The organism is Fictibacillus norfolkensis (genome assembly GCF_014836645.1).
GTDB lineage: Bacteria > Bacillota > Bacilli > Bacillales > Fictibacillaceae > Fictibacillus > Fictibacillus norfolkensis.
This window is the reverse complement of sequence record NZ_JACSQM010000016.1, coordinates 1-26169: the sequence shown is the minus strand read 5'-3', so window position 1 is coordinate 26169 and position 26169 is coordinate 1. Positions and strand designations below refer to the sequence as shown.

Sequence of the window (26169 nt, the reverse complement as noted above, 5' to 3'; positions counted from 1 at the left end):
GAGGCCGGATTTTCTGAGACGAAAAGCCGGTGCTTTTACACGTGTGACAGAGGCCTATTTATTTTTAGACGTAAGGACAGTAACGATAAGCGAGCTGAAAGCGACCGCGAACATCAACGCCTCAAAGATCGTCAGAGGCATCACCCCCCTTAACTGTAAGCTGCGGATACCCGCAAGATGTCCAGCTTCAGTTTAAAAAAGGGAATGCGCCGACCGTCTGTCCTTCTGAACGCTATCTCCATTATACCACTTAAATAGTCAGAATAGTCAGCCGAAAGAAACAGGGTAATCGAACTATTTTTATAGGTTAAAGATTAAGAAAACAAGAATGTGGTATGGATAAGAAGTGGTTATTTGAAATTAGCTGCATTCTTATAAAAATTGAATTGGAATCTTAGGTCCCAGAATGCTATAATCATTTTGTTTGTAAAATCTCGAAACAACGATGCCTGGCATTTCAAAATATATAGTAGGAGTGAGACCAACATGAGTATTTGGTTTACTGAAAAACAAACAGAAAATTTCGGAATTACGATGAAAATTAACAAGACGTACGTATCTGAGCAAACAGAATTTCAAAAGCTAGATATGGTAGAAACAGAAGAGTTCGGCAACATGCTGATCCTTGATGGCATGGTTATGACTACACAAAAAGACGAGTTCGTTTACCACGAGATGGTAGCACACGTACCTCTTTTCACGCACCCTAACCCGAAGCACGTTCTAGTTGTAGGTGGAGGAGACGGTGGAGTAATCCGCGAAGTTCTTAAGCACCCATCTGTTGAAAAAGCAGTTCTTGTTGAGATCGATGGAAAAGTAATCGAGTATTCTAAGCAATATCTGCCTGAAATCGCTGGAGACCTAGAGAACCCGCGTGTTGAAGTTAAAGTAGATGACGGATTCATGCACATTGCAACGAGCGAAAATGAGTATGATGTAATCATGGTTGACTCAACTGAGCCAGTTGGACCAGCTGCTAAGCTTTTTGAAAAAGGTTTCTATGAAGGAATCTCTAAAGCACTTAAAGAAGACGGAATCTTTGTTGCACAAACGGACAACCCATGGTTCACGCCTGAGTTAATCACTCAAGTATTCAGCGATGTTAGCGAGATCTTCCCGATCACGCGTCTTTACACAGCGAACATTCCAACTTACCCAAGCGGACTTTGGACGTTCACGATCGGATCTAAGAAACACGATCCACTAGAAGTTCCTGCTGAGCGTTTCCATGATATCGAAACGAAATATTGGACGCCGCAACTTCACACAGCTGCGTTCGCGCTGCCGAAGTTTGTGAGTGACTTGATCAAAAAATAAGACAGTTTGCATATGTATTGTTGTTTTGAATGAGGTTAAATTCCGCTACAGTGGCTCGCTTTGCGGGGGCAGGCGGTGAGCCCCTTGCCGCTCTGCGCCATTAAGGGTCTCACCTGTCTAGTTGCAGTGGCTAGCTCCTCGAGGTCAAAAGTTAAATGGTCAAGAAGGCAAAGTGCGCCTTCCAGGCCCATTCACCTTTTGCTTGTCGGTGCTGAACGAGCCACTTCCACTTTCGGACTGACCGCTTGTCCCGCAGGAGTCTCGCCCTTGCGCTCCAATTAACTAGTCATTGAAGCAAAATATGCAAAACATCAATTGTATGAACTGTATTGAAAATAATTAATAAAAATAGGGGCCGTCAAAGGTAAGTGTGAGCTTGCTTTCGGGACGGTCCTGTATTTTACATAAGGAGTGTAAAATCATGCGTTTTGATGAAGCTTATTCTGGAAATGTGTTTATTTTAAGCAAGCCTGACTATAAGACGGCTGATGCTGTTCTTTACGGTATGCCGATGGATTGGACAGTTTCATTCCGTCCGGGTAGCCGTTTTGGCCCTGCTCGTATTCGTGAGGCATCTCTTGGGCTTGAAGAGTACAGCCCATACATGGACAAGCACCTTGAAGAAGTGAACTATTTTGATGCGGGAGACATTCCGTTACCGTTCGGGAATCCTCAGCGTTCTCTTGATATGATTGAAGAGTACGTATCAACGTTACTAGCTGACAACAAGTTTCCGCTTGGAATAGGTGGAGAGCACCTTGTGACTTGGCCGGTATTTAAAGCATTGAAGCAAAAGTATGATGACTATGTAGTGATTCATATCGATGCACATGCTGACCTTCGTGAGCAGTATGAAGGAGAAGTTCTTTCTCACTCAACACCGATCCGTAAAGTGTGTGATTTGATCGGAGCAGAAAACGTGTATTCGTTCGGAATCCGTTCAGGTATGCGCGAAGAGTTCGAATTCGCCAAAACTAGCGGCATGCACATGTACAAGTTCGATGTAGCTGAGCCGTTAAAAGAAGTTCTTCCAACATTAAAGGGACGTAACGTATACGTTACGATCGATATTGATGTATTAGACCCATCTGCAGCTCCTGGCACAGGAACAGCAGAAGCGGGCGGAATCACGTCAAAAGAGCTTCTTGAAGCGATTCAGTTGATCGCGAAAGCGGACATCAACGTAATCGGAGCTGACTTAGTAGAAGTTGCTCCAGTTTATGACCACTCTGAGCAAACACCGATCGCAGCAAGCAAATTCCTTCGTGAAATTTTGCTAGGCTGGGTAAAATAGTTGAATTGTAATCCCTGTTCGAAGGCTGTTGTTTGTGTATGCAGCCGTCGGACAGGGGTTTTTGTTTGGTTCTGCGCATGTCGAGCTGTGTCGAATGGCCGTTATTTTGCGAATTAGACTTAATTAGTGTGGATTTTAACTTAATTTATTCAAAATAGACTTAATTGAACCTTACTCCGGCTTAATTACTCATCAAAACGACTTAATTGCCATCCGCCACCCTCATCACACACCATCTAGCAGACCCCAAACATAAGAAAACCGGCCTCGAATCATCGAGACCGGCTAACGCTTAAGCTAATTCTTCTACTAATTTTTCTTTTTTGATGTATTTTACAAACAAAATCGCTTCTACTAAGAAATAAACCATTGATCCGACGCATACATACGTCCAGATTTCTTGAAGCTTGGCGTTTTGCCAAAGATCAAGAAGCATGAATAGGGAAGGAAGCGTTAACGTCACCCAAGACTGAACAAAAGCGACTCTTCCGATATAGTTTTCGTACGGTTTTTTAAGTGCAGATGACAAGAAGAACAAAAACCAAAGGAATGCCCACAACACCCAAGTTAGTGCGTTTACTATGTCATTTTCTTGAACATAAAACACAAGTGCATGAACGATAGCCATCATCGATACCCACAGGGAGTACCACCCGAGCCCGCTGGAATCGAATCCTTTTAAAATCGTCACGCCTAGGTAAAGGTAAGTGAACCCGAATAAGAAAACAGCACCATTATTGAACATCGACCAGTTTGATCCATCGGACGTAATAATAAGATAGATCGGTGTGATAACTTGAAGCAATCCGACTAATATATTGAAGAACGCGACACTTTTTTCTTCAGCTTTTCCCAGCAACATCAAGCTGTTTAAGAATAAAGCTCCACCTGAAAACAGCAATCCTATAGCACCCATTTTATTCCCTCATTACTATTAATAAATTTTCTTTAAAGGTCAGACCTCTTACATTAATCAAATATAGTAAATTCTTAAGTGTAAAGCAATGGAAATCTGAAGAAAAATAGTAGGAAGGAACTTACTTCAACTGTTTTTAGCTAAATTTGTCGAATTTTGTTATATCATTATGTCTTTTTTGCTATAGTTAGATTAGAGAATTAGTTGGATAAAGGGGGGACAAATGAAATGACAGCGATATCAAATGAGATAGAGTATTTCCAAACGTTTATCGACCAGCTTTCTGAAGCGGTTGTGGTTGTGGATAATAATGAACGAATAATAACAGTGAATCATCATTACTTAAACCTGACAGATCAAGCTGCTTTTGAAACAGGAAAGTCAGTGGATGAAGTTCTTTTACGACATTCAGATGGTGAAGAAGGAACATTGCTTGCTGAGAATGGGTTTATTTCAGTAAAAGTGAGTGAAGGGTCTTTGCCGTTTATCGAGAGTTCTACTCGCTATTATATTTTGAAAGAACTGCCTGCTGTCGTTCATTCTTGTCAGGAACCTCTTATGAAAACGTTAATGAACATCGTTCCCGATTTTATTGGCATTAAAGACGGAGATGGGCGCTTTGTATTTGCTAATGAATTTGTAGGTGAACTATTTGAGCTGCCTGGGTTTGATTTTACGGGAAAGACCGATGCTGATTTAGCGGAGATCACGCCAGATTTTCATGATGTTTTTCAGTATTGTATCGAGACGGATGAGCAAGTGTGGCAGGCAAGAGAAATTGTAAGGTGTGAAGAATTCGTACCTGCACGAGACGGCAGTACGCGCTTTTTTGATGTATATAAAATTCCTGTGTTTCATCCAGACGGAGCTCGCAAGAACTTGCTTGTTTTTGGCCGGGAAGTAACGGAAAAGATCGAGTCCCGACAGCTATTAGAAGAGAGCGAAGCGAGATACAGACTGCTTGCTGAAAATGCGATGGATATGATCACAACACATAAGCCCGACGGCTCATTTACGTATATTTCACCTGCTTCATATGCGTTATTAGGAAAAAGACCCGAAGAAATTTTAGGTGACACTGGGTATAATATGCTTCATCCCGATGACGAAGAAGTATCGAGAAAAGCACATGAAGAGTTAATCGCGGGGCCATGTACGAAAACCGTTCCTTTTCGCTTACAGCATAAGGACGGACATTATGTGTGGCTAGAAACTTCGTGTAAAAGCATTACGGATGACACAGGTAAAGTTGTGGAAATCATAGGGGTTACGCGTGATATCTCAGACCGAAAAAAATCAGAAGATATGCTGCGTCAGTCTGACAAACTTTCAATCGTTGGTCAGCTCGCGGCTTCGGTTGCGCATGAAATACGTAATCCGCTGACTTCACTAAAAGGATTTGTTCAGTTTTTACAAGAAAGCCAAGAAATCGATCCATCTAACTACTACAGCATTATGGACAAAGAACTGAATCGCATCGATCAGATCATGGGTCAGCTGTTATTGCTGGCGAAGCCCCAAGTTCGAACGTATAAAAAGACGTGTTTAAAAGAAATTATTGAATTTGTAGAAACCTTATTCCAGCCTGAAGCAATCGTACAAAACATACAGATCAATACTAAGATGCCTGATGTGCTGCCTCATATTCATGCAGAAGAAAACGAACTGAAACAAGTGTTGATCAACCTATTGAAGAATGCGATCGATTCGATGGTGGATGGGGGAGAGATCACGATTCAGGCAGAAATGATGGATGGAAAGATTCATGTAACCGTAAAAGACCAAGGATGTGGCATTCCGAGAAATCGAATCGAAAGAATGTGTGAGCCTTTTTATACGACAAAAGAAAAAGGGACAGGGCTCGGTCTGATGATCAGCTCTAAAATCATGAAAGAGCATAACGGTGAACTCCGGTTTGCGAGTATAGAGGGTGAAGGCACAACGGCTAGTATGGTGCTGCCTGTTTGATGTAATGAACTTGAGCAGATGGTGATGTTTTCAGCTCAAGTTTTTTATCGAGGGACTTTGTCAATTTTTGTAAACTCGCCGATATATCTAAAAAAGTCGCCGTATTATGGTTGGAACTCGCCGTAATATGTTAGATTTACGCCGTATTATTTCTTTAAATTCTCGAATTGTCTTGAACAGCAACTCCCCAACTACATAAAAAAGAAGCTTTTCACTTCTTTTCGAGTGAAAAGCTCCTTAATCTATTGCCTTTTATTACACATTCTCCGGCTCAGCTACTTTTACGAGTTGCTTCCCTGTGTTTTCACCAGAAAACAGACCTAAGAACGCATTTATCGTATTTTCAAAGCCATCAACGATATTTTCGCTATAAGAAATTTTGCCTTCTTTTACCCATTTGGCGAGTTCGATCGCGCCTTCTTCAAAATGAGCCGCATAATCGCTTACGATGAATCCTTTCATCAGAGCACTGTTGATCAGAATTTGACTTTGCATACGTGGACCAACATCTGCATTTTCAAGGTTGTAAAGAGCGATCTGGCCACAAACAGGAATACGAGCGCCTTTATTGATCAGCGCCAATACGCTATCAGAGATCTCACCGCCGACGTTATCAAAATAAACGTCTACCCCGTCTGGACAAGCAGCTTTTAATGCTTCATATACATTTTCCGTCTTGTAGTTGATCGCAGCATCAAAGCCTAGCTCGTCTTTTAAGTAAGAGATCTTATCGTCTGAACCTGCGATTCCGACAACACGTGCACCTTTAATCTTAGCAATTTGGCCGACAATGGTACCAACAGCACCAGCTGCACCGCTGACAACAACGGTTTCGCCTTCTTGTGGGTTGCCGATATCTAGCAAGCCGAAATAAGCGGTTAAGCCAGTCATGCCTAATACACCTAAGTTTGCAGTGAGTGGAGCAAGAGATGGATCTAGTTTACGAACTTCAGCATCGCTCGCTACGTTGTATTTTTGCCATGCTAAGTTACCGATCACAAAATCGCCCTCTGACAGTTCGCCTGAACGAGATTCAACAACTTGTCCGACGATCCCACCAGAGATCGGTTCGTTTAACTGAAATGGAGGCACGTAAGATTTACGATCACTCATGCGTCCTCTCATATATGGATCTACCGATAGATAAATCGTTTTTAACAGTACCTGATTGCTTTCTAGTGCAGGAGTAGAAGCTTCCTCGAAGCGGAAATCGCTTTTTTGAGGTGCGCCTTTTGGTCGATTCACGAGTAAAATTCTTTCGTTTTTCATTAAGATCCTCCTCATTTCTATTTCATCTTCTCGAGTGTATAATACGCCATTAACGACCCTCATTCCAAATCATCCACTCATGAAAACGTGTTTTTAGGATAAATTTACCTAATAAGACCATGAATTTTTAAAAAGACACCCATAAGGTTGAAGGGAAGCAGTGAAATCTTTTATAATAGGTAAGTTAAAGAGGGACATCAAAAAAGGAAGTGTTGTTCGCATGGATCAAGATACGGAATTGTCTGTTGCGCTTTCGATAAGTTCAGAAGTACATTTCAGCGGTGAAGCGGAGAAACATTTCACCGAGACAGAAGGTAAGCTCTATAAACGTGGGGACGTCACCTATCTTCAATACAAGGAAGAGATAGAAGGTGCAGGTTCTGTCAATAATGTGATTAAGATAACGCATGCTGGTATTCTGATTATCCGCTCAGGCAGTGTATCTATGAAACAGAAATATTTAATCGGCCAGACGACAAAAGGCATGTACGACAGCCCATATGGCCAGCTTTGGATGGAAACGACTACACATGAAATGAATTTCCGCTGGAATCAGCAAAAGCAGACGGGAGATCTCAATCTCGCATACGAGCTGGTTCTGCAGGGTGAACATACAGGAACACATCGAATCAAGATTAATTTTCAGGAGGCAAAAGCATGAATATCCTTGACCAAGTCAAGCAGCTGTTAAAAGAAGAGATCGAAGAAGCGGTCGTTAAAGCAGGACTCGCTAAAAAAGAAGAACTGCCTGCAGTCGTTCTTGAAGTACCAAAAGATAAAGCGAATGGTGACTTCGCGACGAACATGGCCATGCAATTAGCGCGTGTCGCAAAAAAAGCACCTCGTATGATCGCGGACGATCTTGTAGCGCATTTTGATAAAAGTAAGGCATCTATCGCAAAAGTTGAGATCGCAGGTCCTGGTTTCATTAACTTTTACATGGATAACTCTTATTTAACAGAGCTTGTACCGACTGTGTTAAAAGCGGACAAGGATTACGGACGAACTGATCATGGCGGCGGTAAAAAGGTTCAAGTCGAGTTCGTATCTGCGAACCCTACAGGAACGCTTCACTTAGGACATGCACGTGGTGCAGCTGTTGGTGATACGATCTGTAATATCCTAGACTATGCAGGCTATAACGTTTCTCGTGAGTTCTACATCAATGATGCTGGAAATCAGATCAACAACTTAGCTACTTCAATCGAAGCTCGTTATTTCCAAGCGCTAGGCAAGGATAAAGAGATGCCTGAAGATGGTTACCACGGAGCGGATATCATCGAGTTTGGTAAAGATCTTGCTGGAGAGTACGGAGATTCTTGGTTAGAAAAAGAAGAGAGCGAGCGTGTCAGCTTTTTCCGTGAATACGGTCTTACACGAGAGCTTGAAAAACTAAAAGCTGACCTCGCTGAATTCCGTGTAGATTTTGATGTGTGGTTCTCTGAGACTTCACTCTATAAAAATGGGAAAATTGATGCAGCGCTAGAGAAGTTAAAAGCTAAAGGTGTTGTTTATGAAGAAGAAGGCGCGACATGGTTCCGTACGACAGATTATGATGACGACAAGAACCGTGTACTCATCAAAAATGACGGATCTTACACCTATTTAACGCCAGATATCGCATACCATAACGACAAGTTTGAGCGTGGGTTTGAAAAGCTGATCAACATCTGGGGAGCTGACCACCACGGTTACATTCCGCGTATGAAAGCGGCGATTCAAGCGTTAGGCTATGAAAAAGATCAACTTGAAGTGATGATCATCCAGCTTGTTTCTCTTTTCCAAAATGGCGAAAAAGTTCGTATGAGTAAGCGTACGGGTAAAGCTGTAACGCTGCGTGAACTGATGGAAGAAGTGGGCATCGACGCGACCCGTTATTTCTTTGCGATGCGTTCGAACGATTCTCACCTTGATTTTGACATGGACTTAGCTGTTTCAAAATCGAACGAAAACCCTGTGTTCTACGTGCAATACGCACACGCGCGCGTATGCAGCATGCTTCGTCAAGGAGAAGAGATGGGTCTTTCTTATGAGGGAGACGTGGATCTAAAGCAGATCGATTCTGAAAAAGAGTTCGAGCTGTTGAAGAAAATCGGAGAATTCCCTGCAGTGATCAACGAAGCAGCAGAAAAGCTTCTAACGCACCGTGTAACGAACTATGTATTCGAGCTGGCTTCAGCTCTTCATAGCTTCTATAACGCAGAGCGTGTACTCGATCCTGAAAACAAAACAAAATCACAAGCGCGCTACGCATTGATGAAAGCTACTCAAGTAACGATTGAGAATGCATTGAACATCATCGGTGTAGAAGCACCAGAGCGTATGTAATATAAGGGAAAAACCTGTCTCTAGACAGGTTTTTTCTTTTTTAGAGAGTATAGGAGAGTGGTTTTAAGGATGTGTGCTCGGTGCCGGGAATATATGCTTGATGCCAGGAATATATACTCGAAGCCGGGAATATATGCTCGATGCCGGGAATATATGCTCGATGCCGGGAATTTATGCTCGAAGCCGGGAATATATGCTCGATGCCGGAAATTTATGCTCGATGCCAGGAATATATGCTCGGTGCTGGAAATTTATGCTCGATGCTGGAAATTTATGCTCGAAGCCGAGAATTTATGCTCGAAGCCGAGAATATATGCTCGATGCCAGGAATATATGCTCGGTGCCGATCATTCACGAGCTAACCAAAACAAAAAAGGAATTCCCAAGCTTTTCTTGAATTCAATTGAAGCACATCAATGCTTAGGAGGTTTCAAAATGACAACATCCAACAAAAGCCCTTTTGTTATCGGACAGATTGAAGGGTATTCAAAAGAATTTTCCAACTTGATATCCATGATGGACTACACGAGGGAAACGACGATCTGGGATGTCCACGATCTATCCGTAGAAGAGCTCGATTACAGAATCAACGGAATCGGGAATTCAATCAGCATGCTGCTGGCTCATCTTGTGGCTGTAGAAAAGATTTATCAATTTATCACATTTGAGGGAAAAGATCTGCCAGAGGAGGAGATTGAGCGTTATGCAGAAACACTTCAGCCTGCACTCGATCTAGGTGAGGCGGCGACGATGATCCATGGCAATACAGCAGAATTTTATCTAGAAGACTTAAGAAAGACTCGTGAAATTACCTTGCAGCATTTTCAAAAGCTTGAAGACTCATGGCTCTATGAAACAACACCGTGGTGGAATAACGAGCTCGGAAACAACTACTTTAAATGGTTTCATGTTTTTGAAGATGAACTGAGTCATCGCGGTCAGATTCGTATTATTAAAAAGCAATACGAACTCGCGGCATCTAAACCTTCTACGCAATCGTAATCTCAACGAAAATTGGGATAATGTCGGGATAACATGCCATATTAATAAGAGATAGGTTTGGAAACTCGTTTGAAAGAGGGGGTACATATATGAAGTTAATCGTATTATCACTAATAACAGGCGCCCTCGTAGGCTTTGTGTTTGCCCTGTTAAAACTCCCGATTCCGGCACCACCCGCATTACCAGGAATCATGGGCATTATCGGTATCTATTTAGGCTATCAAGCTTACATCTGGATGGCAGGTACTTTTCTAAAGTGAGGAAAATATGGCATTAGCCGGACTGACCTCTGAGTTGCAAATCTATTATGAAAAGCTAGGAACCGGTGCTCCGATCGTTTTTTTACATCCGCCCGGTATGAGTCATCTCGTGTTCAAGTACCAAAAAGAATTAGCGGCCGATTATCAGACGATCTTTCCTGATTGTAGGGGACACGGTCGTTCGTCTAGTAAAGACCCAGAAACGTTTACGATATGGGACTTGGCAGATGATGTGGCTTCTTTATTGGACCACTTATTATTGGAAGAGGCGTATATTTGTGGGTATTCAGCAGGTGGTTCGGTCGCACAAGCATTTGTTCAAAAATATCCGCATCGCACAAAGGGTCTTATTTTGAGTGGAGGCTTTTCTCAAGTTTCTACATTCACACTAAAAAAGCAGTTTCAAACAGGAATAAGGCTGGCAAAGAACGCACCAGCCCTACTTAATCAGATTCTTGTCACCACACATTCGAACTCTACAGAAGATCGAAAAGAAATGCTGTCTTATCATAAGCAGACAGATTCTAAGACATGTCAACGTTTCTACCAAGAAAGTCTTTCCTTTCAATGCACGGATCAGCTAAAAGAGTGGCGCTTTCCGTTGTTGTTTATTTACGGGGAACAAGCGGAGTACATGCATCCTTACAGAAGGATATACGCACGGAATGTTCATCCGAAAGCAAAGTTTGTCCTCTTAAACAAAGCGCTGCATCAGCTTCCGATCAAACATTATGCAAGCTTTAATGCAGAGATTAGAAAATTTATTCCATGTCTTACATAAGGATGGTTCCGCCGCTCATCCTTTTAAAGCCGCGTACTTTCTCCAGTTCATCCACGAGCTGAAGAACGGCGCGGTCTTTTTGTTTCGCTTCAATCATTACGTCCAGCTCATCTGTATAATTGGACATCAGTTTAAAGAACGGCAGCACATAATCGAGACTAACGAAGTCATGGTGGCTTCTGTACGCCTTTTCGTCTTTTGGTGAAGAAAGATGCACCTTTGGTGGTCGACCTGTATTCTCCCACGTTTTCACAAACCTCGGCAACAATTCCTCTAGCGAACCGTTGTCATCCGGGTTCGCTTTGTAATGATGATAATCGAACATGAGGGGAATGCCTTCATTCTCACAAACTTCTAACGTTTCTTTTGTCGTAAATGTTTTATCGTCGTTTTCAAGAGTCATTCTCGCTTTTACATCAGCTGGGAGAAGTTTAATATTTTCATAAAAGCGTTCTATAGCAGACGGCTTATCACCATAAGCCCCGCCGATATGAATATTGATATAGCTTCGGTCCTCAATGCCCATTCCTTTAAGCAGATCAAAATGATATTGCATATCCTTAACAGCATTTACCGTTACCTCTTTACGAGGGCTTGTAAACAGGGTGAACTGATTGGGATGCATGCTCGTTCTGATGTTATATTTTTTTACGAGCTTCTCGATCTCTTTGCATTCTTTCTTCGTCTCCTTCAAAAAATCCCAAGCTGCCTCTGGATGAGTAGCTAAAGGGACGATGGAAGACGACATGCGATGAAGAGGAAGCTCGTGCGCGATGCAATAATGAAGAACGCGCAGTGTTCGCTCGAGATTGTTTTTCGTGATGGCAAGCAGCTGTGCTGTTCTTTCTTTCTCATCACGTTTTTGATAAGTAGCAAAAGTCATTGTTTTTGCAGGTGAGGCCTCATATAAATTGAGAGCCGTAGATACAAATCCGAAAGATGTTAACATGTTTGGCCCCCTGTTTTTAGTATGTTTTTGGTTAATGATTGGTGCAGTAGAAAAGTATTTTGTTTTGCTTCAAAGACAGGTTGGTTGGAGTGTAAGGTGCGAGACTCCTGCGGGACAAGCGGTCAGGTGAGACCCTTAAGGGCGCAAAGCGGCAAGGGGCTCACCGCCTGCCCCGCGGAAAGCGAGCAACCTGAAACGGAAATCAACCACTCTCATATTCTTCATAGCACTTCGCTTACTTGTTTATAGAAAAGGCGATAAAATAAAACCCACCACTTCTTTTAAGCGAACTTTAACGGAACGGCGCGTCTTCTTTAAACGTGCTAGCGTCAGCTTCTCAGAACGTTCAAGATCTGAATCGAGCACTTTTTTAACAGCTTGTATCTCCGTTTTGTCAGTAAAGATGCAATTTAGCTCGTCGTTGTAAAAAAAGCTGCGAAGATCGAAGTTAGCGGTACCAATATCGCAGATCGTATCATCAAACATGACAATCTTGGAATGATAAAATCCTTCATGAAACTGATAGATCTCTGCTCCTGCTTCTAAGAGAGGTTTAACGAAACGATAAGAAGCTTCCTGCACAAAAGGATGATCGGGGTTCATCGGAACGAGTAGCTTCACGTTGACGCCGCGATCTAGTGCTGACAAAAGCTCTCTGTTCATCTTTTTACCCGGAATAAAGTATGGCGAACCTATAAAAATGCTTTTTTTCGTACGTTTTATTTTTTCATAAAAGTAGTGATAACCAGCCTGTCCTTTTGAAGGGAGAAGCAATAGCTCTTTTGCTCTTTCTACCTTGGTAAAAGATGAAACGCTTTGCGTCATCTTTTCATTTGTTGAACCGTTCCAATCGTCGATAAACAGACGCTGCAATTCGATTACAACGTTACCTTCTAATTTTAAATGATAATCGCGCCAATCTCCAAACCGTGTGACTCTCCCAATATATTCATTTCCTACGTTATATCCCCCTATGTAGCCGATCTCCGAGTCGATGATCGTGATTTTTCGATGATTTCGGTGATTGATGCGGTATAAGAGATAAGGAAACTGAGGCTTGTTGCTGTATTCAAAATGAACGCCAGCATTTTTGAGACTGTTAACCGTCTTTTTTTTCAATCCGTAACTTCCCATGTAATCAAGCAACAGTCTAACTTCTAAGCCTTGCTGTGCTTTTGCGATCAATTTCTTGCATAGCTCTTGTCCGAGTTCATCATCGCGCAATATGTAGAACTGTATGTAGATCGTATTCCTAGCTTCATCTATGTCTTGAAACAATGAATCGAAAAAATGAGAACCAGTCGTCAAAAGATCCATTTTGCCTGTCGTAGTTACAGGAGGTTCTTCTTTTGCGGTCGTTTGTTTATGGCCTAAATAAAAGTCGATCCAAGCCAAAAATCCAATGGCTATTATCACTAAAACGATCCACATGTTCTTCTTCTCCTCCTCCTTAAATCAAACTTTTATATAGTATACCCCCACCATATGAAACCACTAAAAAATTTTTTTGGACGGATGTTGACTGAATGCTCATTCATTTATTTTTTATGCTATAATGAAGTCAGAAAATTAATTTCATTTAGAATTATTAAAAGAGAAAGAATTAGGGAATAGCAGCATTGGAAGGGAGAGAGAGCGATGGACGGCTTAATGGTAGCAAACTGGCTTGCATTTCTTTTTGTAACCGCTTACGCACTGTTTTTATTTGCTTATGTTGTAAAAACAAGGTTTGAATTCATCAAGCTCGGTAAGAAAGTGGAGTTTGATAATACGGTTCAAGAACGAATAAAAGCAGTCTTAGTGAATGTTTTTGGTCAAAAGAAGCTATTGAAAGACAAAAAGAGTGGGATCATCCATATCATGTTCTTTTATGGATTCATACTCGTTCAGTTCGGAGCGATCGATTTTATATGGAAAGGACTCGCGCCTGGATCGCATCTGCCTTTAGGCCCGCTTTATCCAGGATTCACGTTTTTCCAAGAAATCGTAACGACGATGATCATGATCGCAGTCGTTTGGGCTTTTTATAGAAGATATGTTGAAAAGCTTGTTCGACTGAAGCGTGGATTTAAATCTGGGTTGGTTCTTCTGTTTATCGGTGGCTTGATGCTTTCCGTATTAGTTGGGAATGGAGCAGAGATTATCTGGCACGATCTACCGTACGAGTGGACGGCGCCTATCGCTTCCGTAATCGCAATGGCTCTTGGTTTCTTAGGTGAAACGGGTGCTGCAGTCGTATTCTTTATCTCATGGTGGATTCACTTATTGTTCTTATTAACGTTCTTAGTGTATGTTCCACAATCAAAGCATGCTCACTTGATCGCAGGTCCACTAAACGTTTGGCTTGGTCGCAAAGATAAAGTAGGAAAGCTTTCTTCGATTAATTTTGAAGACGAGACACAAGAAGTTTTCGGTGTGAATAAAATTGAAGACTTCAATCAAAAGCAGCTTGTTGATCTCTATGCTTGTGTAGAGTGTGGACGTTGTACGAATGTTTGTCCGGCAACAGGTACTGGTAAGATGCTATCACCGATGGATATGATCATTAAACTGCGTGACCATCTAACGGTAAAAGGAGCTGCCGTAACATCTCGCACGCCTTGGATGCCAGCGTTCGCTTTCTCGAACACAACAGGCAACCAGATCGCTTTTGAAGCGAGAGGGAAGGGCGCTGAGGAAACAGCTGCAACAACAGACGGATCATCTGCACTTGCTTATGATGTTGAGATGATCGGTGAAGTTATGACAGAAGAAGAGATCTGGGCATGTACAACTTGCCGTAACTGTGAGGATCAGTGTCCGGTTATGAACGAACACGTAGATAAGATTATCGACATGCGTCGTTATCTTGTTCTTACTGAAGGTAAGATGGATGCAGAAGCGCAGCGTGCGATCAAAAATATTGAGAAGCAAGGAAATCCTTGGGGAATCTCGAAAAAGGAACGCGAGAACTGGCGTGAGCTGAAAGAAGATATCGCAGTTCCGACTGTAAAAGAGAAAGAAAAAGCGGGTGAAGAGTTCGAGTACCTGTTCTGGGTAAGTTCGATGGGTGCTTATGACAACCGTTCACAAAAAATCGCACTTTCTTTAGCGAAGATCATGAACGAAGCAGGAATCACGTTTGCGATCTTAGGAAACAAAGAAAAGAACTCTGGTGATACGCCTCGTCGACTTGGAAACGAGTTTTTATTCCAAGAGATGGCGAACGCGAACATCGAGTTGTTTCAAAAGCATGGTGTTAAGAAGATCATCACGATCGACCCGCATGCGTATAACACGTTCAAAAACGAATATCCAGAGTTTGGTCTAGAAGCCGAAGTGTATCACCATACTGAGCTTTTAGCAGACTGGATCAAAGAAGGAAGAATCAAGCCGAAGTTTGAGGTGAAAGAAACGATCACGTATCACGATTCTTGTTACCTCGGCCGCTATAACGAAGTATATGAACCACCTCGTGATATTTTAAAAGCGATTCCGGGTGTGAAAGTCGTTGAGATGGATCGCAACCGTCAGAACGGAATGTGCTGTGGAGCAGGTGGCGGAATGATGTGGATGGAAGAAAAAGCAGGTTCTCGTGTGAACGTTGCGCGTACAGAACAAGCTCTTGCTGTAAATCCAACCATGATTGGAAGTGGATGTCCGTATTGCTTAACGATGTTGAGTGATGGAACGAAAGCGAAAGAAGTAGAAGAGCAAGTTCAAACACTAGATGTTGTTGAAATCCTAGAAAAATCGATGTTTGGCTCACAGAAACAAGAAGTTCTTCAGTAGTTTTCGAGCATGTGAATAAGCTGCCTGCATTTGAGCTGGCAGCTTCATGCTTGGAAGTTGGTCGACTGAGCGTTCGCTCGGCTCGTCTTTAAACATATTTGTAAGCGTTAACATAAATATCGCAGCTCTACCATACGAAACGGGAGGTTTTTTCATATGACAAAATCAGTAATCGTCAGTGGTGTACGGACACCTGTAGGGAAATTTGGTGGCGGATTAAGTTCTCTTACAGCGTCAGATCTAGGCGGAATCGCGATTAAAGAAGCGCTTCAACGAGCAGATGTTGCTCCAGACTCGGTGGATGAAGTCATTTTAGGCTGTGTTCTTCAAGGTGGGCAAGGGCAGATTCCTTCTCGCCAAGCGGCTGAAAAAGCAGGTTTACCTTGGAAGACGAAAACAGAAACGATCAACAAAGTATGTGCGTCAGGTCTTCGTGCGATCACGATGGCAGATCAGATCATCCGTGCGGGTGACGAAGAAGTCATCGTAGCAGGCGGTATGGAGTCGATGAGCAACGCCCCTTACATTTTACCGAAAGCGCGCTGGGGTCTTCGTATGGGAGATAGCTCAGTGAAAGATCTCATGGTACATGATGGACTAACGTGTACGTTTACAGGTGTTCACATGGGAATCTACGGAAATGACGTAGCCAAAGAGATGGAGATCTCGCGTGAGCGTCAAGACGAATGGGCGTACCGCAGTCATAGCCGTGCTATCGATTCGATTGAAAAAGGAATTTTTGCAGAAGAGATCGTACCTGTGGAAGTGCCTCAACGAAAAGGTGAGCCGATTGTTGTATCCCATGATGAGTCACCGCGTAAAGATACGTCTGTTGAATCTCTCGCAAAATTAAGACCTGCTTTTTCACAGGATGGAACGATTACAGCTGGGAACGCACCAGGCGTGAACGATGGTGCAGCGGCAGTAGTTGTAATGAGCGAAGAACGTGCTGAAAAAGAAGGCAAAGAAGTGATGGCTACGATTCTTGGTCACACGGCACTTGCTGTGGAAGCGAAAGACTTTCCGAAAACACCAGGTCTTGTCATCAATGAGCTGTTAAAGAAAACAGGAAAATCATTAGAAGACATTGACCTTTTTGAAATAAACGAAGCATTCGCAGCTGTTGCGCTAGCGAGCTCTGAGCTTGCGGGACTAGATCTTGAAAAAGTGAACGTGAACGGTGGAGCAGTCGCACTAGGTCACCCGATTGGGGCGAGCGGCACGCGCATCGTACTAACGTTGATCCATGAGTTAAAAAGACGTGGCGGCGGACTTGGTATCGCTTCGATCTGTTCAGGCGGCGGGCAAGGTGACGCGATCTTAGTAGAAGTGAAGAAATAAGGAGGAGCAATAATTCATGAGCATTCAAAACATTATGGTGATCGGTGCAGGACAGATGGGTTCAGGAATCGCGCAAGTTTGTGCGCAAGCGGGCTATTCTGTTGTTCTGCATGACATGCAAGAAGAGTTCGTACAAAAAGGAATCGGAATCATCTCTAAAAACTTAAACCGCTCAGTGGAAAAAGGACGTCTGGATGAAAGCGAGAAAGAAGCCATTCTGTCCCGCATCACAGCTTCTGTTTCCTTAGAAAACGCGTCAAATGCAGATCTTGTGATTGAAGCAGTCGTAGAAAACATGGACGTAAAAACACAACTCTTTAAGATGCTCGATCAATACGCGCCAGCTCATACGATCTTAGCGTCGAACACATCTTCACTTCCAATCACAGAGATCGCAGCTGCAACGAACCGACCTGAAAAAGTAATCGGCATGCATTTCATGAATCCTGTTCCTGTTATGAAACTCGTAGAGATCATCCGTGGACTTCAAACAGCGGATGACGTATACGAGACGATCGAATCAGTATCCAAGAAGCTGCAAAAAGTTCCAGTAGAAGTGAACGACTTCCCAGGGTTCATCTCCAACCGTATCCTTATGCCGATGATCAACGAAGCGATCTTCTCCGTATATGAAGGTGTAGCAACTCCTGAAGCGGTTGATGAGATTATGAAACTCGGAATGAACCATCCGATGGGCCCATTGACGCTAGCAGACTTCATCGGGCTCGACACATGCCTATACATCATGGAGACGCTGCATGAAGGCTTTGGTGATGATAAGTACCGCCCGTGCCCGCTGTTGAGAAAGTACGTAAAAGCAGGCTGGCTCGGCAAGAAGTCAGGCAGAGGGTTCTACAACTACGGGGTCTGACCCCACACAAAGACAAAAATTCCATTTTTGTCTTTGTGGAAGAGACAGCAACCAAAAATAGATCAAAGAAAAACAAACATAAAAACAGACAGCGAAACAGCTAGCAAGGAAAGCAAATATAGAGAGATAAACACGGAGAGAGACTACCAGAGTCGGCATTTCACTATAGGAATGGGGAGAGACCATGAACCTCGTATTTACTGAAGAACAAAAGATGATGCAAAAGATGGTACGGGATTTTGCGCAGAAAGAGATAGCACCGGCCATCGAGCATATGGAAGAGACGGAAGAGTTTCCGCGTCATCTGATCACGAAGATGGCAGAGCTCGGACTGATGGGAATTCCGATTCCAGAAGAATACGGCGGAGCCGGAATGGATTTCACGTCCTACATTATCGCGATCAATGAGCTTTCAAAAGTGAGCGCGACGATCGGCGTTATTTTATCCGTTCATACGAGTGTTGGAACGAATCCGATTCTTTATTTCGGGAATGAGGAGCAAAAGAGAAAATACATTCCTAAGTTAGCGAGTGGAGAGTACCTTGGTGCGTTCGGACTAACAGAGCCGAGTTCAGGTTCTGATGCAGCAAGCTTAAAGACGAGAGCGGTTAAAAAGGGCGATCATTACATTTTGAACGGCTCTAAGATTTTTATTACAAACGCAGGAGAAGCGGACGTGTACATCGTTTTTGCTTCAACAGCACCTGATAAAGGTAGCTACGGGATCTCGGCCTTCATCGTAGATAAAGATACACCAGGTTTTTCAGTAGGAAAGAAAGAGAAAAAAATGGGGTTGAACGGATCGAACACGTGCGAGATCGTTTTTGAAGATGCGCGTGTACCTGCTGAAAACCTGCTTGGTAAAGAAGGAGAAGGCTTTAAGATCGCGATGAGCAACCTCGATGTGGGCAGGATTGGAATTGCTGCACAATCACTTGGTATCGCTGAGGCTGCATTAGAATTTGCGACGAACTATGCGAAAGAAAGAAAACAGTTCGGTAAACCGATCGGCGCTAATCAAGGGCTTGGCTTTAAGCTTGCGGACATGGCGACTGCGGTTGAAGCGGCAAAACTTTTAACCTATCGTGCAGCTGATCTGAAGACAAACAACCTATCATGCAGAAAAGAAGCTTCGATGGCAAAGCTGTTTGCTTCGGAAACCGCGATGAAGTCAGCGATCGAAGCTGTGCAAGTGTACGGAGGGTACGGCTACACGAAAGAGTATCCAGTAGAAAGACTGTTCCGTGACGCGAAGGTTTGTCAGATCTATGAGGGAACAAGTGAGATTCAGCGTATGGTGTTAAGCAAACATTTACTAGGATAAGAGGGAGAGATAGAAATGCAATTTATGTTATCTGAAGAACATGAAATGATCCGCAAGATGGTGCGTGATTTTGCCAAAAATGAAGTAGAACCTACAGCAGCAGAACGTGACGAAGAGGAGCGTTTTGACCGAGCTATTTTTGATCAGATGGGTGAACTTGGCCTTTGCGGAATTCCTTGGCCAGAAGAGTACGGCGGAATCGGCGGAGACTACCTAGGTTATGTAATCGCAGTTGAAGAACTATCTCGTGTTTGTGCGTCAGTCGGTGTAACGCTATCTGCTCACACCTCTCTTGCAGGATGGCCGATCTTTAAGTTTGGTAACGAAGAGCAAAAGCAAAGGTTCCTTCGTCCGATGGCAGAAGGAAAAAAAATCGGAGCATACGGCTTAACTGAACCAGGATCAGGATCAGATGCAGGAAACATGAAAACGACAGCGAAAAAAGACGGCGATGAATATATCATCAACGGCTCAAAGATCTTTATCACGAACGCTGGAGACGCGGAGATCTATGTTGTGTTCGCCCGCACGGATATTGAAGCGGGATCAAGAGGAGTTTCTGCGTTCATCGTAGAAAAAGGAACACCAGGCTTTTCTTTCGGTAAAAAAGAAAAGAAACTTGGCATCCGTTCATCTCCAACGTTAGAGATCATTTTTGAAGATTGCCGTGTGCCAGCTGAAAACCTTCTAGGGAAAGAAGGAGAAGGCTTTAAGATTGCGATGATGACTCTTGATGGCGGACGTAACGGAATCGCGGCTCAAGCGGTTGGAATCGCTCAAGGAGCACTCGATGCTTCTGTAAACTATGCAAAAGACCGCAAACAGTTCGGTAAGCCGATCGGTGTCAACCAAGGGATCGGGTTCAAACTCGCCGACATGGCAACAAAAGTGGAAGCGGCTCGCCTACTAACCTATCAAGCAGCTTGGAGAGAATCAGAAGGTCTTCCATACGGAAAAGAGTCCGCAATGTCTAAGCTATTTGCCGGAGACATCGCAATGGAAGTAACGACAGACGCAGTTCAAGTGTTCGGCGGATACGGCTACACGAAAGAATATCCAGTAGAACGTTACATGCGAGATGCAAAAATTACACAGATCTACGAAGGTACACAAGAGATTCAGCGTCTCGTTATTTCTAAGATGCTTTTAAAAGATTAAGAGAGCGAAGTTTGCGACATAGTGGCTAGGGAAATTTCTTGCTAAATCAGTGTTTCTCTATTCATAACAGAGTGTTGCTAAAAATGCTTTTAATAACACCCTTGCAGTTGATTGGAGCGCAAGGTGCGAGACTCCTGCGGGACTGGCGGTCAGGTGAGACCCTTAAGGGCGCGAAGCGGCAAGGGGCTCACCGCCTGCCCCGCGGAAAGCGAGTATCCTGGAGCGGAAATCAACTACTTCCAAAAATAGATTTTCAACACCACTTTTAGGAGGAAACCATGCATCCATTAGCACAGCGCATCCAGCAAAAAGAGGAACGTGCTCTCGCGAAAGCGATCACGCTTGCCGAGAACAACGGTGAAGACAAACTCGAGCTTCTAAAGAGCATCTACCCGCAGCAAAAAGGCGCTCATTGGATCGGCATCACCGGTTCACCGGGTGCTGGGAAAAGCTCGCTCGTCAATCGTCTCATCTCTTTTTTGCGTAAAAAGAAGATGACTGTTGCGGTTGTTGCCGTTGATCCGACGAGTCCGTTCAGCGGAGGCTCTATCCTTGGAGACCGCGTTCGGATGGCTGATCATTTTACCGACCCTGGCGTTTTCATCAGAAGCATGGGGACGCGCGGCAGTCTCGGCGGCCTTTCACGGTCGACGAAAGAAACGGTAAGGCTGATGGATGCTTATGGTTTTGATGTGATTTTAATAGAGACGGTAGGAGTCGGACAATCAGAACTCGACATTATGAAGTTAGCAGATTCGGTTGCGGTTGTATTGAACCCGGGCAGCGGAGATGTCGTTCAAGTGTTTAAAGCGGGAATCATGGAGATCGCGGATCTGTTCGTTGTGAACAAAGCGGATATGCCAGGCGTTCCGAAGCTTCTTGCAGAGATCGAAGCGATGCTTGACCTTGTGAAGCACGACAGTCCTTACCGCCCGCCAGTCGTTCAGACGATTTCTACTGAAAATAAAGGGCTGCAAGAATTATGGGAATCTCTTCTAACGCACCGTGAATATTTAGAGAAAAGCGGCGAAGGCAAGGAAAGAAAGCTTTCTAATTTGAAACGTGAAGTAATGGAAGTGGTTCAGCACGAAATCTATCAGCAAGTGTGGAAACAAGAACAGAAAAATGGGTTCTCCTGGCTGGCCGACTTAGAATCAGGTACCACAGACCCTTATACAGCTGCAGAAGAGATTTTATCAAAACGATTGCAGCCGGCTGACGGGAAACAGAAATGAGGGAGGCCAATTGGGTAAGAAAGAAGTGCCGTCGCTCGTAAAGGACGAAAAATTGATACAGAGACGACGGGAAGAGATGGTAAAAGCGGCGGTCTCTCTTTTTAAAGAGAACGGTTTCCACCGCACGACAACGCGAGAGATCGCAAAAGCTTCTGGTTTCAGCATCGGCACACTCTACGAGTATATCCGGTCAAAAGAAGATATTCTCTATCTCGTTTGCGACAGCATCTATGACGGGGTAAAGCTGAGGCTGCAGCAGGATATCAATGGGGAAGACAGCGGGATTCAAGGTGTTGAACGTGCAATTTCTGCTTATTTTAAAGTGATGGACGATATGCAGGATGAAGTGCTCGTCATGTATCAAGAAGCGAAGTCGCTTTCTCATGAAGCTCTTCCGTATGTGCTCAAAAAAGAGCTGGAGATGACGGCGATCTTTGAAGAACTGCTTTTTAAAGTGGTAAAGCAAGGTGAACTGCATTTAAGTGAAAAAGAAATACAGGCAGCGGCTCACAATATTGTGATAATCGGACAGATGTGGACGTTCAGGCGTTGGGCGCTGCAGAAGATCTATACATTAGAAGAATATACACAGTTACAGCTTCAGCAATTGTTGTACGGCATTAAAGGAGCTTAAGAAAGGATGAATGAAATGACTCAGACGGATATTTACCGGCCGAAAAATCCGGTTCGATTTGTAACCGCTTCCAGTCTTTTTGATGGTCACGATGCGTCGATTAACATCATGCGAAGAATCATTCAGTCGAACGGATGTGAGGTCATCCACCTTGGACACAACCGTTCAGTAGATGAAGTGGTAAGTGCAGCCATTCAAGAGGACGTTCAAGGAATCGCGATCTCTTCTTATCAAGGCGGGCACGTTGAGTATTTTAAATATATGATCGATCTATTAAAAGAACGGGGTGCAGGACATATCAAAGTCTTTGGCGGAGGCGGGGGCGTTATTATCCCTCCTGAGATCAAAGAGCTGCATGCCTATGGCGTAACGCGCATCTTTTCACCGGAAGATGGAAGATTGCTAGGACTTCAAGGCATGATCAATAAGATGGTAGAAGATTGTGATTTTCCTACGGTTACCTCTTTAACAGACGAGATCGAAAAAGTGAAAGAGAAAGACGTTCGCTCTGTTTCGCGTTTGATCACACTAGCTGAAAATGTGAAGCAAGCACCAGAAGAGATCGCAGCAACGGCTGAACAGACGTTAAACGAATTGAAAAGTCTGCAAAAACAAGTGCCGGTTCTTGGAATCACAGGAACAGGGGGAGCGGGCAAAAGTTCATTAACCGATGAGCTCGTTCGACGCTTCTTAAACGAGTGTGAAGACAAGACGATCGCGATCATCTCGATCGATCCGACAAAACAAAAGACAGGCGGAGCGCTTTTAGGTGACAGAATCCGTATGAACGCGATCTATCATCCGCGTGTGTACATGCGTTCACTTGCTACGCGTGGTTCACGTTCTGAGCTGTCTGATGCGATCAAGGATGCGATCGCCGTGACGAAAGCAGCTGGATTTGATTTGATCGTTGTCGAGACGAGCGGAATCGGCCAAGGGGACGCTGGGATCTCAGAGATCTCTGATGCTTCTCTATACGTGATGACGAGTGAGTTTGGTGCACCATCTCAATTAGAGAAGATCGATATGATCGATTATGCAGATATTATTGCGATCAACAAGTTCGAGCGCAAAGGTTCTGAAGATGCGCTTCGTGATGTGAAGAAGCAATATCAGCGCTCTCGCAACTGGTTTGATAGAGATTTAGATGAGATGCCTGTTTACGGAACGATAGCAAGTCAGTTTAACGATGCGGGTACGAACGTCCTTTTTTATCACTTGATGAAAGTGATCGAAGAAAAGTCAGGTATGGATTGGGGTATCCAGCCTGCAGCGGAGGCGATGACCGCGAAAAAGAACGTCATCATTCCAGGTGAACGTGCTCAGTACTTGAACGAGATCTCACAAACGGTTCGTAAATACCATGAAACGGTGAACGAGCAATCCAAGCTTGCTCGCAAGTCGTTCCAAATTCAAGGAACGCTTGAAACGGTAAAAGAATACGACGCGGCAGGTGAAGAAGTAGAAGCGAGCTTAAACAAAGCGCTTGAAAAAGTAGAAGAGCAATTGTTGCCAACGACTTCAAAAATGCTGAAACAGTGGCCAGAGCTAAAAGAAATGTACAGCAAAAAAGAATTCGTAACGAAGATTCGTGATAAAGAAATCTTGACCGAGCTGACGACGAAAAGTCTTTCTGGTCTTGATATACCAAAGGTTGCTCTTCCGAAGTTTGAAGACTGGGGAGACATCGTAAAGTGGATCATGAAAGAAAACGTTCCAGGTTCGTTTCCGTATACAGCAGGGGTGTTTCCTTTTAAACGTAAAGGTGAAGATCCGAAGCGCCAGTTCGCTGGTGAAGGGACTCCTGAACGAACGAACCGCCGATTCCACTATCTATCAAAAGATGACGACGCGAAGCGCTTGAGTACAGCGTTTGACTCGGTAACTCTTTACGGAGAAGATCCGGATCACCGACCAGACATCTACGGAAAAGTCGGTGAGAGCGGTGTTAGCATCTGTACGCTCAACGACATGAAGAAGCTGTATGACGGTTTTGACCTGATCGCTCCTTCTACATCTGTTTCAATGACGATCAACGGTCCGGCACCGATCATTCTCGCGATGTTCATGAACACGGCGATCTATCAGCAAGTGAAGATCTTTGCAGATACGAACGGCAGACAACCGAACGAAGCAGAGTACAGCGAGATTAAGGAGAAGACCCTTGCCTCTGTTCGTGGAACGGTTCAAGCAGATATTTTAAAAGAAGATCAAGGACAGAACACGTGTATCTTCTCTACAGAATTCGCGCTTCGTATGATGGGAGATATTCAGCAATACTTTATCGATCATCAAGTTCGCAACTATTATTCGGTTTCGATCTCTGGCTATCATATCGCAGAAGCTGGTGCGAACCCGATCACGCAGCTCGCGTTTACACTCGCGAACGGCTTTACGTACGTTGAATATTATTTAAGCCGTGGAATGGATATTAACGCATTCGCGCCCAACTTATCGTTCTTCTTCTCAAACGGCCTTGATCCAGAATATAGCGTAATCGGCCGTGTTGCTCGCCGAATATGGGCTACGGTTATGCGTGATAAATACAAAGCGAACGAGCGCAGCCAGAAGCTGAAATATCATATCCAAACATCTGGACGTTCACTTCACGCACAAGAGATCGATTTTAACGATATCCGAACGACGCTTCAAGCGTTAATGGCACTTTATGATAACTGTAACTCACTTCACACGAACTCGTATGACGAAGCGATCACAACGCCAACGGAAGAATCCGTTCGCCGCGCGATGGCGATTCAGATGATCATTACAAAAGAGCTTGGTTTGGCTCGTAATGAGAATTCGCTTCAAGGTTCATTCATTATCGAAGAATTAACCGATTTAGTAGAAGAGATGGTTCTTCAAGAGTTCGAGCGTATGAACACAAGAGGTGGCGTGCTTGGTGCGATGGAAACGCAGTATCAGCGCGGAAAGATTCAAGAAGAGTCGATGTATTATGAAATGAAGAAACATGACGGATCGCTTCCGATCATCGGAGTGAACACATATTTGAACCCCAATCCACCGTCAGAAGAAGAATTCAACATGCAGCTCGCACGTGCAACAAAGGACGAAAAAGAACAGCAGATTCAGAATTTGAACACGTTCCAAGAATCCAGCAAAGACCAAGCGGGTGAAGCCATTAAGCGTCTGAAAAATGTTGCGCTATCCGGCGGAAACATTTTCGATGAGCTTATGCATACCGTAAAATTTGCAAGTCTCGGTCAGATCACGAGCGCACTTTATGAAGTAGGCGGGAAGTATAGAAGAAACATGTAATGTGAGAGAGGAGAGCCGCCAGTTTTAGCGGTTCTCTTTCAATTCTCTGTTGCTTTCAGGAGAGTTAATTTCCGCTGCAGGGCTCGCTTTCCGCAGTGTGTGCGGTGAGCCCATTCGCCGCTTTGCGTCATTGAATGGTCTCACCTGTCTAGCTGCAGCGGCTAGCCCCTCGAGGTCAAAAGGTAAATGGTCATGAAGGCAAAGAGCGCCTTCTTAGCCCATTTACCTTTTACTTGTCGGGGCTGTACGAGCCGCTTCCGCTTTTCAAAAGTCCCACTCATCCTGCAGGAGTCTCGCCCTTCCGCTCCAATTAACTATTCGAGGAAGTATTCTTAAAGGTCTCTCTTATTACTGGTATTTAGAAAGGGTCTTTTAGAAAAGGTTTTTAAAGCTGGTAAATTGTACCCTTTGTAAAGGACATTCTAAAAAAGGTCATGCCACATGGAGAAGATGATTTCTGTATTGAACAGGA

The 26169-nt window shown here is 43.9% G+C and carries 20 protein-coding genes; 16 read left to right on the top strand and 4 right to left on the bottom strand.

Annotated elements, in window-relative coordinates; all coding sequences use genetic code 11:
• The first annotated feature begins 486 nt into the window (after positions 1 to 486).
• Positions 487 to 1317 (top strand): polyamine aminopropyltransferase, encoded by an 831-nt coding sequence (gene speE, locus H9648_RS19880; protein WP_191755450.1) that lies wholly within the window; start codon positions 487 to 489, stop codon positions 1315 to 1317.
• 421 nt (positions 1318 to 1738) lie between these two features.
• Positions 1739 to 2611 (top strand): agmatinase, encoded by an 873-nt coding sequence (speB, locus tag H9648_RS19875; RefSeq protein WP_191755449.1) that lies wholly within the window; start codon positions 1739 to 1741, stop codon positions 2609 to 2611.
• A gap of 292 nt (positions 2612 to 2903) precedes the next feature.
• Here speB and H9648_RS19870 read toward each other — a convergent pair whose 3' ends face one another.
• Complete coding sequence (locus tag H9648_RS19870; RefSeq protein ID WP_191755448.1) at positions 2904 to 3527, bottom strand: AmiS/UreI family transporter; 624 nt, start codon at positions 3525 to 3527, stop codon at positions 2904 to 2906.
• 228 nt (positions 3528 to 3755) lie between these two features.
• Here H9648_RS19870 and H9648_RS19865 point away from each other — a divergent pair, with 228 nt between their 5' ends.
• Positions 3756 to 5495: a PAS domain S-box protein gene (locus tag H9648_RS19865; RefSeq protein ID WP_191755447.1), complete on the top strand. Its 1740-nt coding sequence runs from the start codon at positions 3756 to 3758 to the stop codon at positions 5493 to 5495.
• A 255-nt stretch (positions 5496 to 5750) separates the two neighbouring features.
• On the opposite strand, the gene H9648_RS19860 is transcribed toward H9648_RS19865, so the two are convergent.
• The gene (locus H9648_RS19860; protein WP_225219020.1) at positions 5751 to 6764 is read right to left on the bottom strand and encodes an NADP-dependent oxidoreductase; all 1014 of its coding nucleotides are present in this window, start codon (positions 6762 to 6764) and stop codon (positions 5751 to 5753) included.
• Between the two features lie 220 nt (positions 6765 to 6984).
• Between H9648_RS19860 and H9648_RS19855 the strand changes: the two genes are divergently transcribed.
• From H9648_RS19855 to H9648_RS19835, 5 genes are all read left to right on the top strand, one after another.
• The gene (locus H9648_RS19855; protein WP_191755446.1) at positions 6985 to 7425 is read left to right on the top strand and encodes a YwiB family protein; all 441 of its coding nucleotides are present in this window, start codon (positions 6985 to 6987) and stop codon (positions 7423 to 7425) included.
• Positions 7422 to 9092: an arginine--tRNA ligase gene (gene argS, locus H9648_RS19850; RefSeq protein WP_191755445.1), complete on the top strand. Its 1671-nt coding sequence runs from the start codon at positions 7422 to 7424 to the stop codon at positions 9090 to 9092. Before H9648_RS19855 ends, argS begins: the two co-directional genes overlap by 4 nt.
• 435 nt (positions 9093 to 9527) lie before the next feature.
• Positions 9528 to 10094 carry a mycothiol transferase gene (locus tag H9648_RS19845; RefSeq protein WP_191755444.1) on the top strand — a complete coding sequence of 189 codons (567 nt, stop codon included), beginning with the start codon at positions 9528 to 9530 and terminating at the stop codon, positions 10092 to 10094.
• An 89-nt stretch (positions 10095 to 10183) separates the two neighbouring features.
• Positions 10184 to 10354 carry a DUF1427 family protein gene (locus tag H9648_RS19840; RefSeq protein ID WP_066399082.1) on the top strand — a complete coding sequence of 57 codons (171 nt, stop codon included), beginning with the start codon at positions 10184 to 10186 and terminating at the stop codon, positions 10352 to 10354.
• Positions 10355 to 10361: 7 nt separating this feature from the next.
• Positions 10362 to 11135: an alpha/beta fold hydrolase gene (locus H9648_RS19835; protein ID WP_191755443.1), complete on the top strand. Its 774-nt coding sequence runs from the start codon at positions 10362 to 10364 to the stop codon at positions 11133 to 11135.
• Here H9648_RS19835 and uvsE read toward each other — a convergent pair.
• Both uvsE and cls read right to left on the bottom strand, forming a co-directional pair.
• A complete protein-coding gene (gene uvsE, locus H9648_RS19830) occupies positions 11128 to 12084 on the bottom strand; it encodes a UV DNA damage repair endonuclease UvsE (protein ID WP_191755442.1) in 957 nt (318 codons plus the stop codon). The genes H9648_RS19835 and uvsE overlap by 8 nt on opposite strands.
• 243 nt (positions 12085 to 12327) lie before the next feature.
• Positions 12328 to 13515: a cardiolipin synthase gene (cls, locus tag H9648_RS19825; protein WP_191755441.1), complete on the bottom strand. Its 1188-nt coding sequence runs from the start codon at positions 13513 to 13515 to the stop codon at positions 12328 to 12330.
• Positions 13516 to 13722: 207 nt separating this feature from the next.
• On the opposite strand from cls, the gene H9648_RS19820 reads away from it, so the two are divergent.
• From H9648_RS19820 to icmF, 8 genes are all read left to right on the top strand, one after another.
• A complete protein-coding gene (locus tag H9648_RS19820) occupies positions 13723 to 15855 on the top strand; it encodes a (Fe-S)-binding protein (RefSeq protein ID WP_191755440.1) in 2133 nt (710 codons plus the stop codon).
• 156 nt (positions 15856 to 16011) lie between these two features.
• Positions 16012 to 17196, top strand: coding sequence for an acetyl-CoA C-acetyltransferase (locus tag H9648_RS19815; protein WP_191755439.1), 1185 nt, complete (start codon positions 16012 to 16014; stop codon positions 17194 to 17196).
• A 16-nt stretch (positions 17197 to 17212) separates the two neighbouring features.
• The gene (locus H9648_RS19810) at positions 17213 to 18067 is read left to right on the top strand and encodes a 3-hydroxybutyryl-CoA dehydrogenase (RefSeq protein ID WP_191755438.1); all 855 of its coding nucleotides are present in this window, start codon (positions 17213 to 17215) and stop codon (positions 18065 to 18067) included.
• A gap of 184 nt (positions 18068 to 18251) precedes the next feature.
• A complete protein-coding gene (locus tag H9648_RS19805; protein ID WP_191755437.1) occupies positions 18252 to 19391 on the top strand; it encodes an acyl-CoA dehydrogenase in 1140 nt (379 codons plus the stop codon).
• 15 nt (positions 19392 to 19406) lie between these two features.
• Positions 19407 to 20549, top strand: a complete 1143-nt coding sequence (locus H9648_RS19800; protein ID WP_191755436.1) for an acyl-CoA dehydrogenase — start codon at positions 19407 to 19409, stop codon at positions 20547 to 20549.
• A gap of 278 nt (positions 20550 to 20827) precedes the next feature.
• Complete coding sequence (gene meaB / locus H9648_RS19795; RefSeq protein ID WP_144696857.1) at positions 20828 to 21784, top strand: methylmalonyl Co-A mutase-associated GTPase MeaB; 957 nt, start codon at positions 20828 to 20830, stop codon at positions 21782 to 21784.
• Between the two features lie 10 nt (positions 21785 to 21794).
• Complete coding sequence (locus H9648_RS19790; RefSeq protein WP_191755435.1) at positions 21795 to 22418, top strand: TetR/AcrR family transcriptional regulator; 624 nt, start codon at positions 21795 to 21797, stop codon at positions 22416 to 22418.
• 15 nt (positions 22419 to 22433) lie between these two features.
• On the top strand, positions 22434 to 25697 hold the full coding sequence (gene icmF, locus H9648_RS19785) for a fused isobutyryl-CoA mutase/GTPase IcmF (protein ID WP_191755475.1): 3264 nt from the start codon (positions 22434 to 22436) through the stop codon (positions 25695 to 25697).
• Positions 25698 to 26169 lie beyond the last annotated feature (472 nt).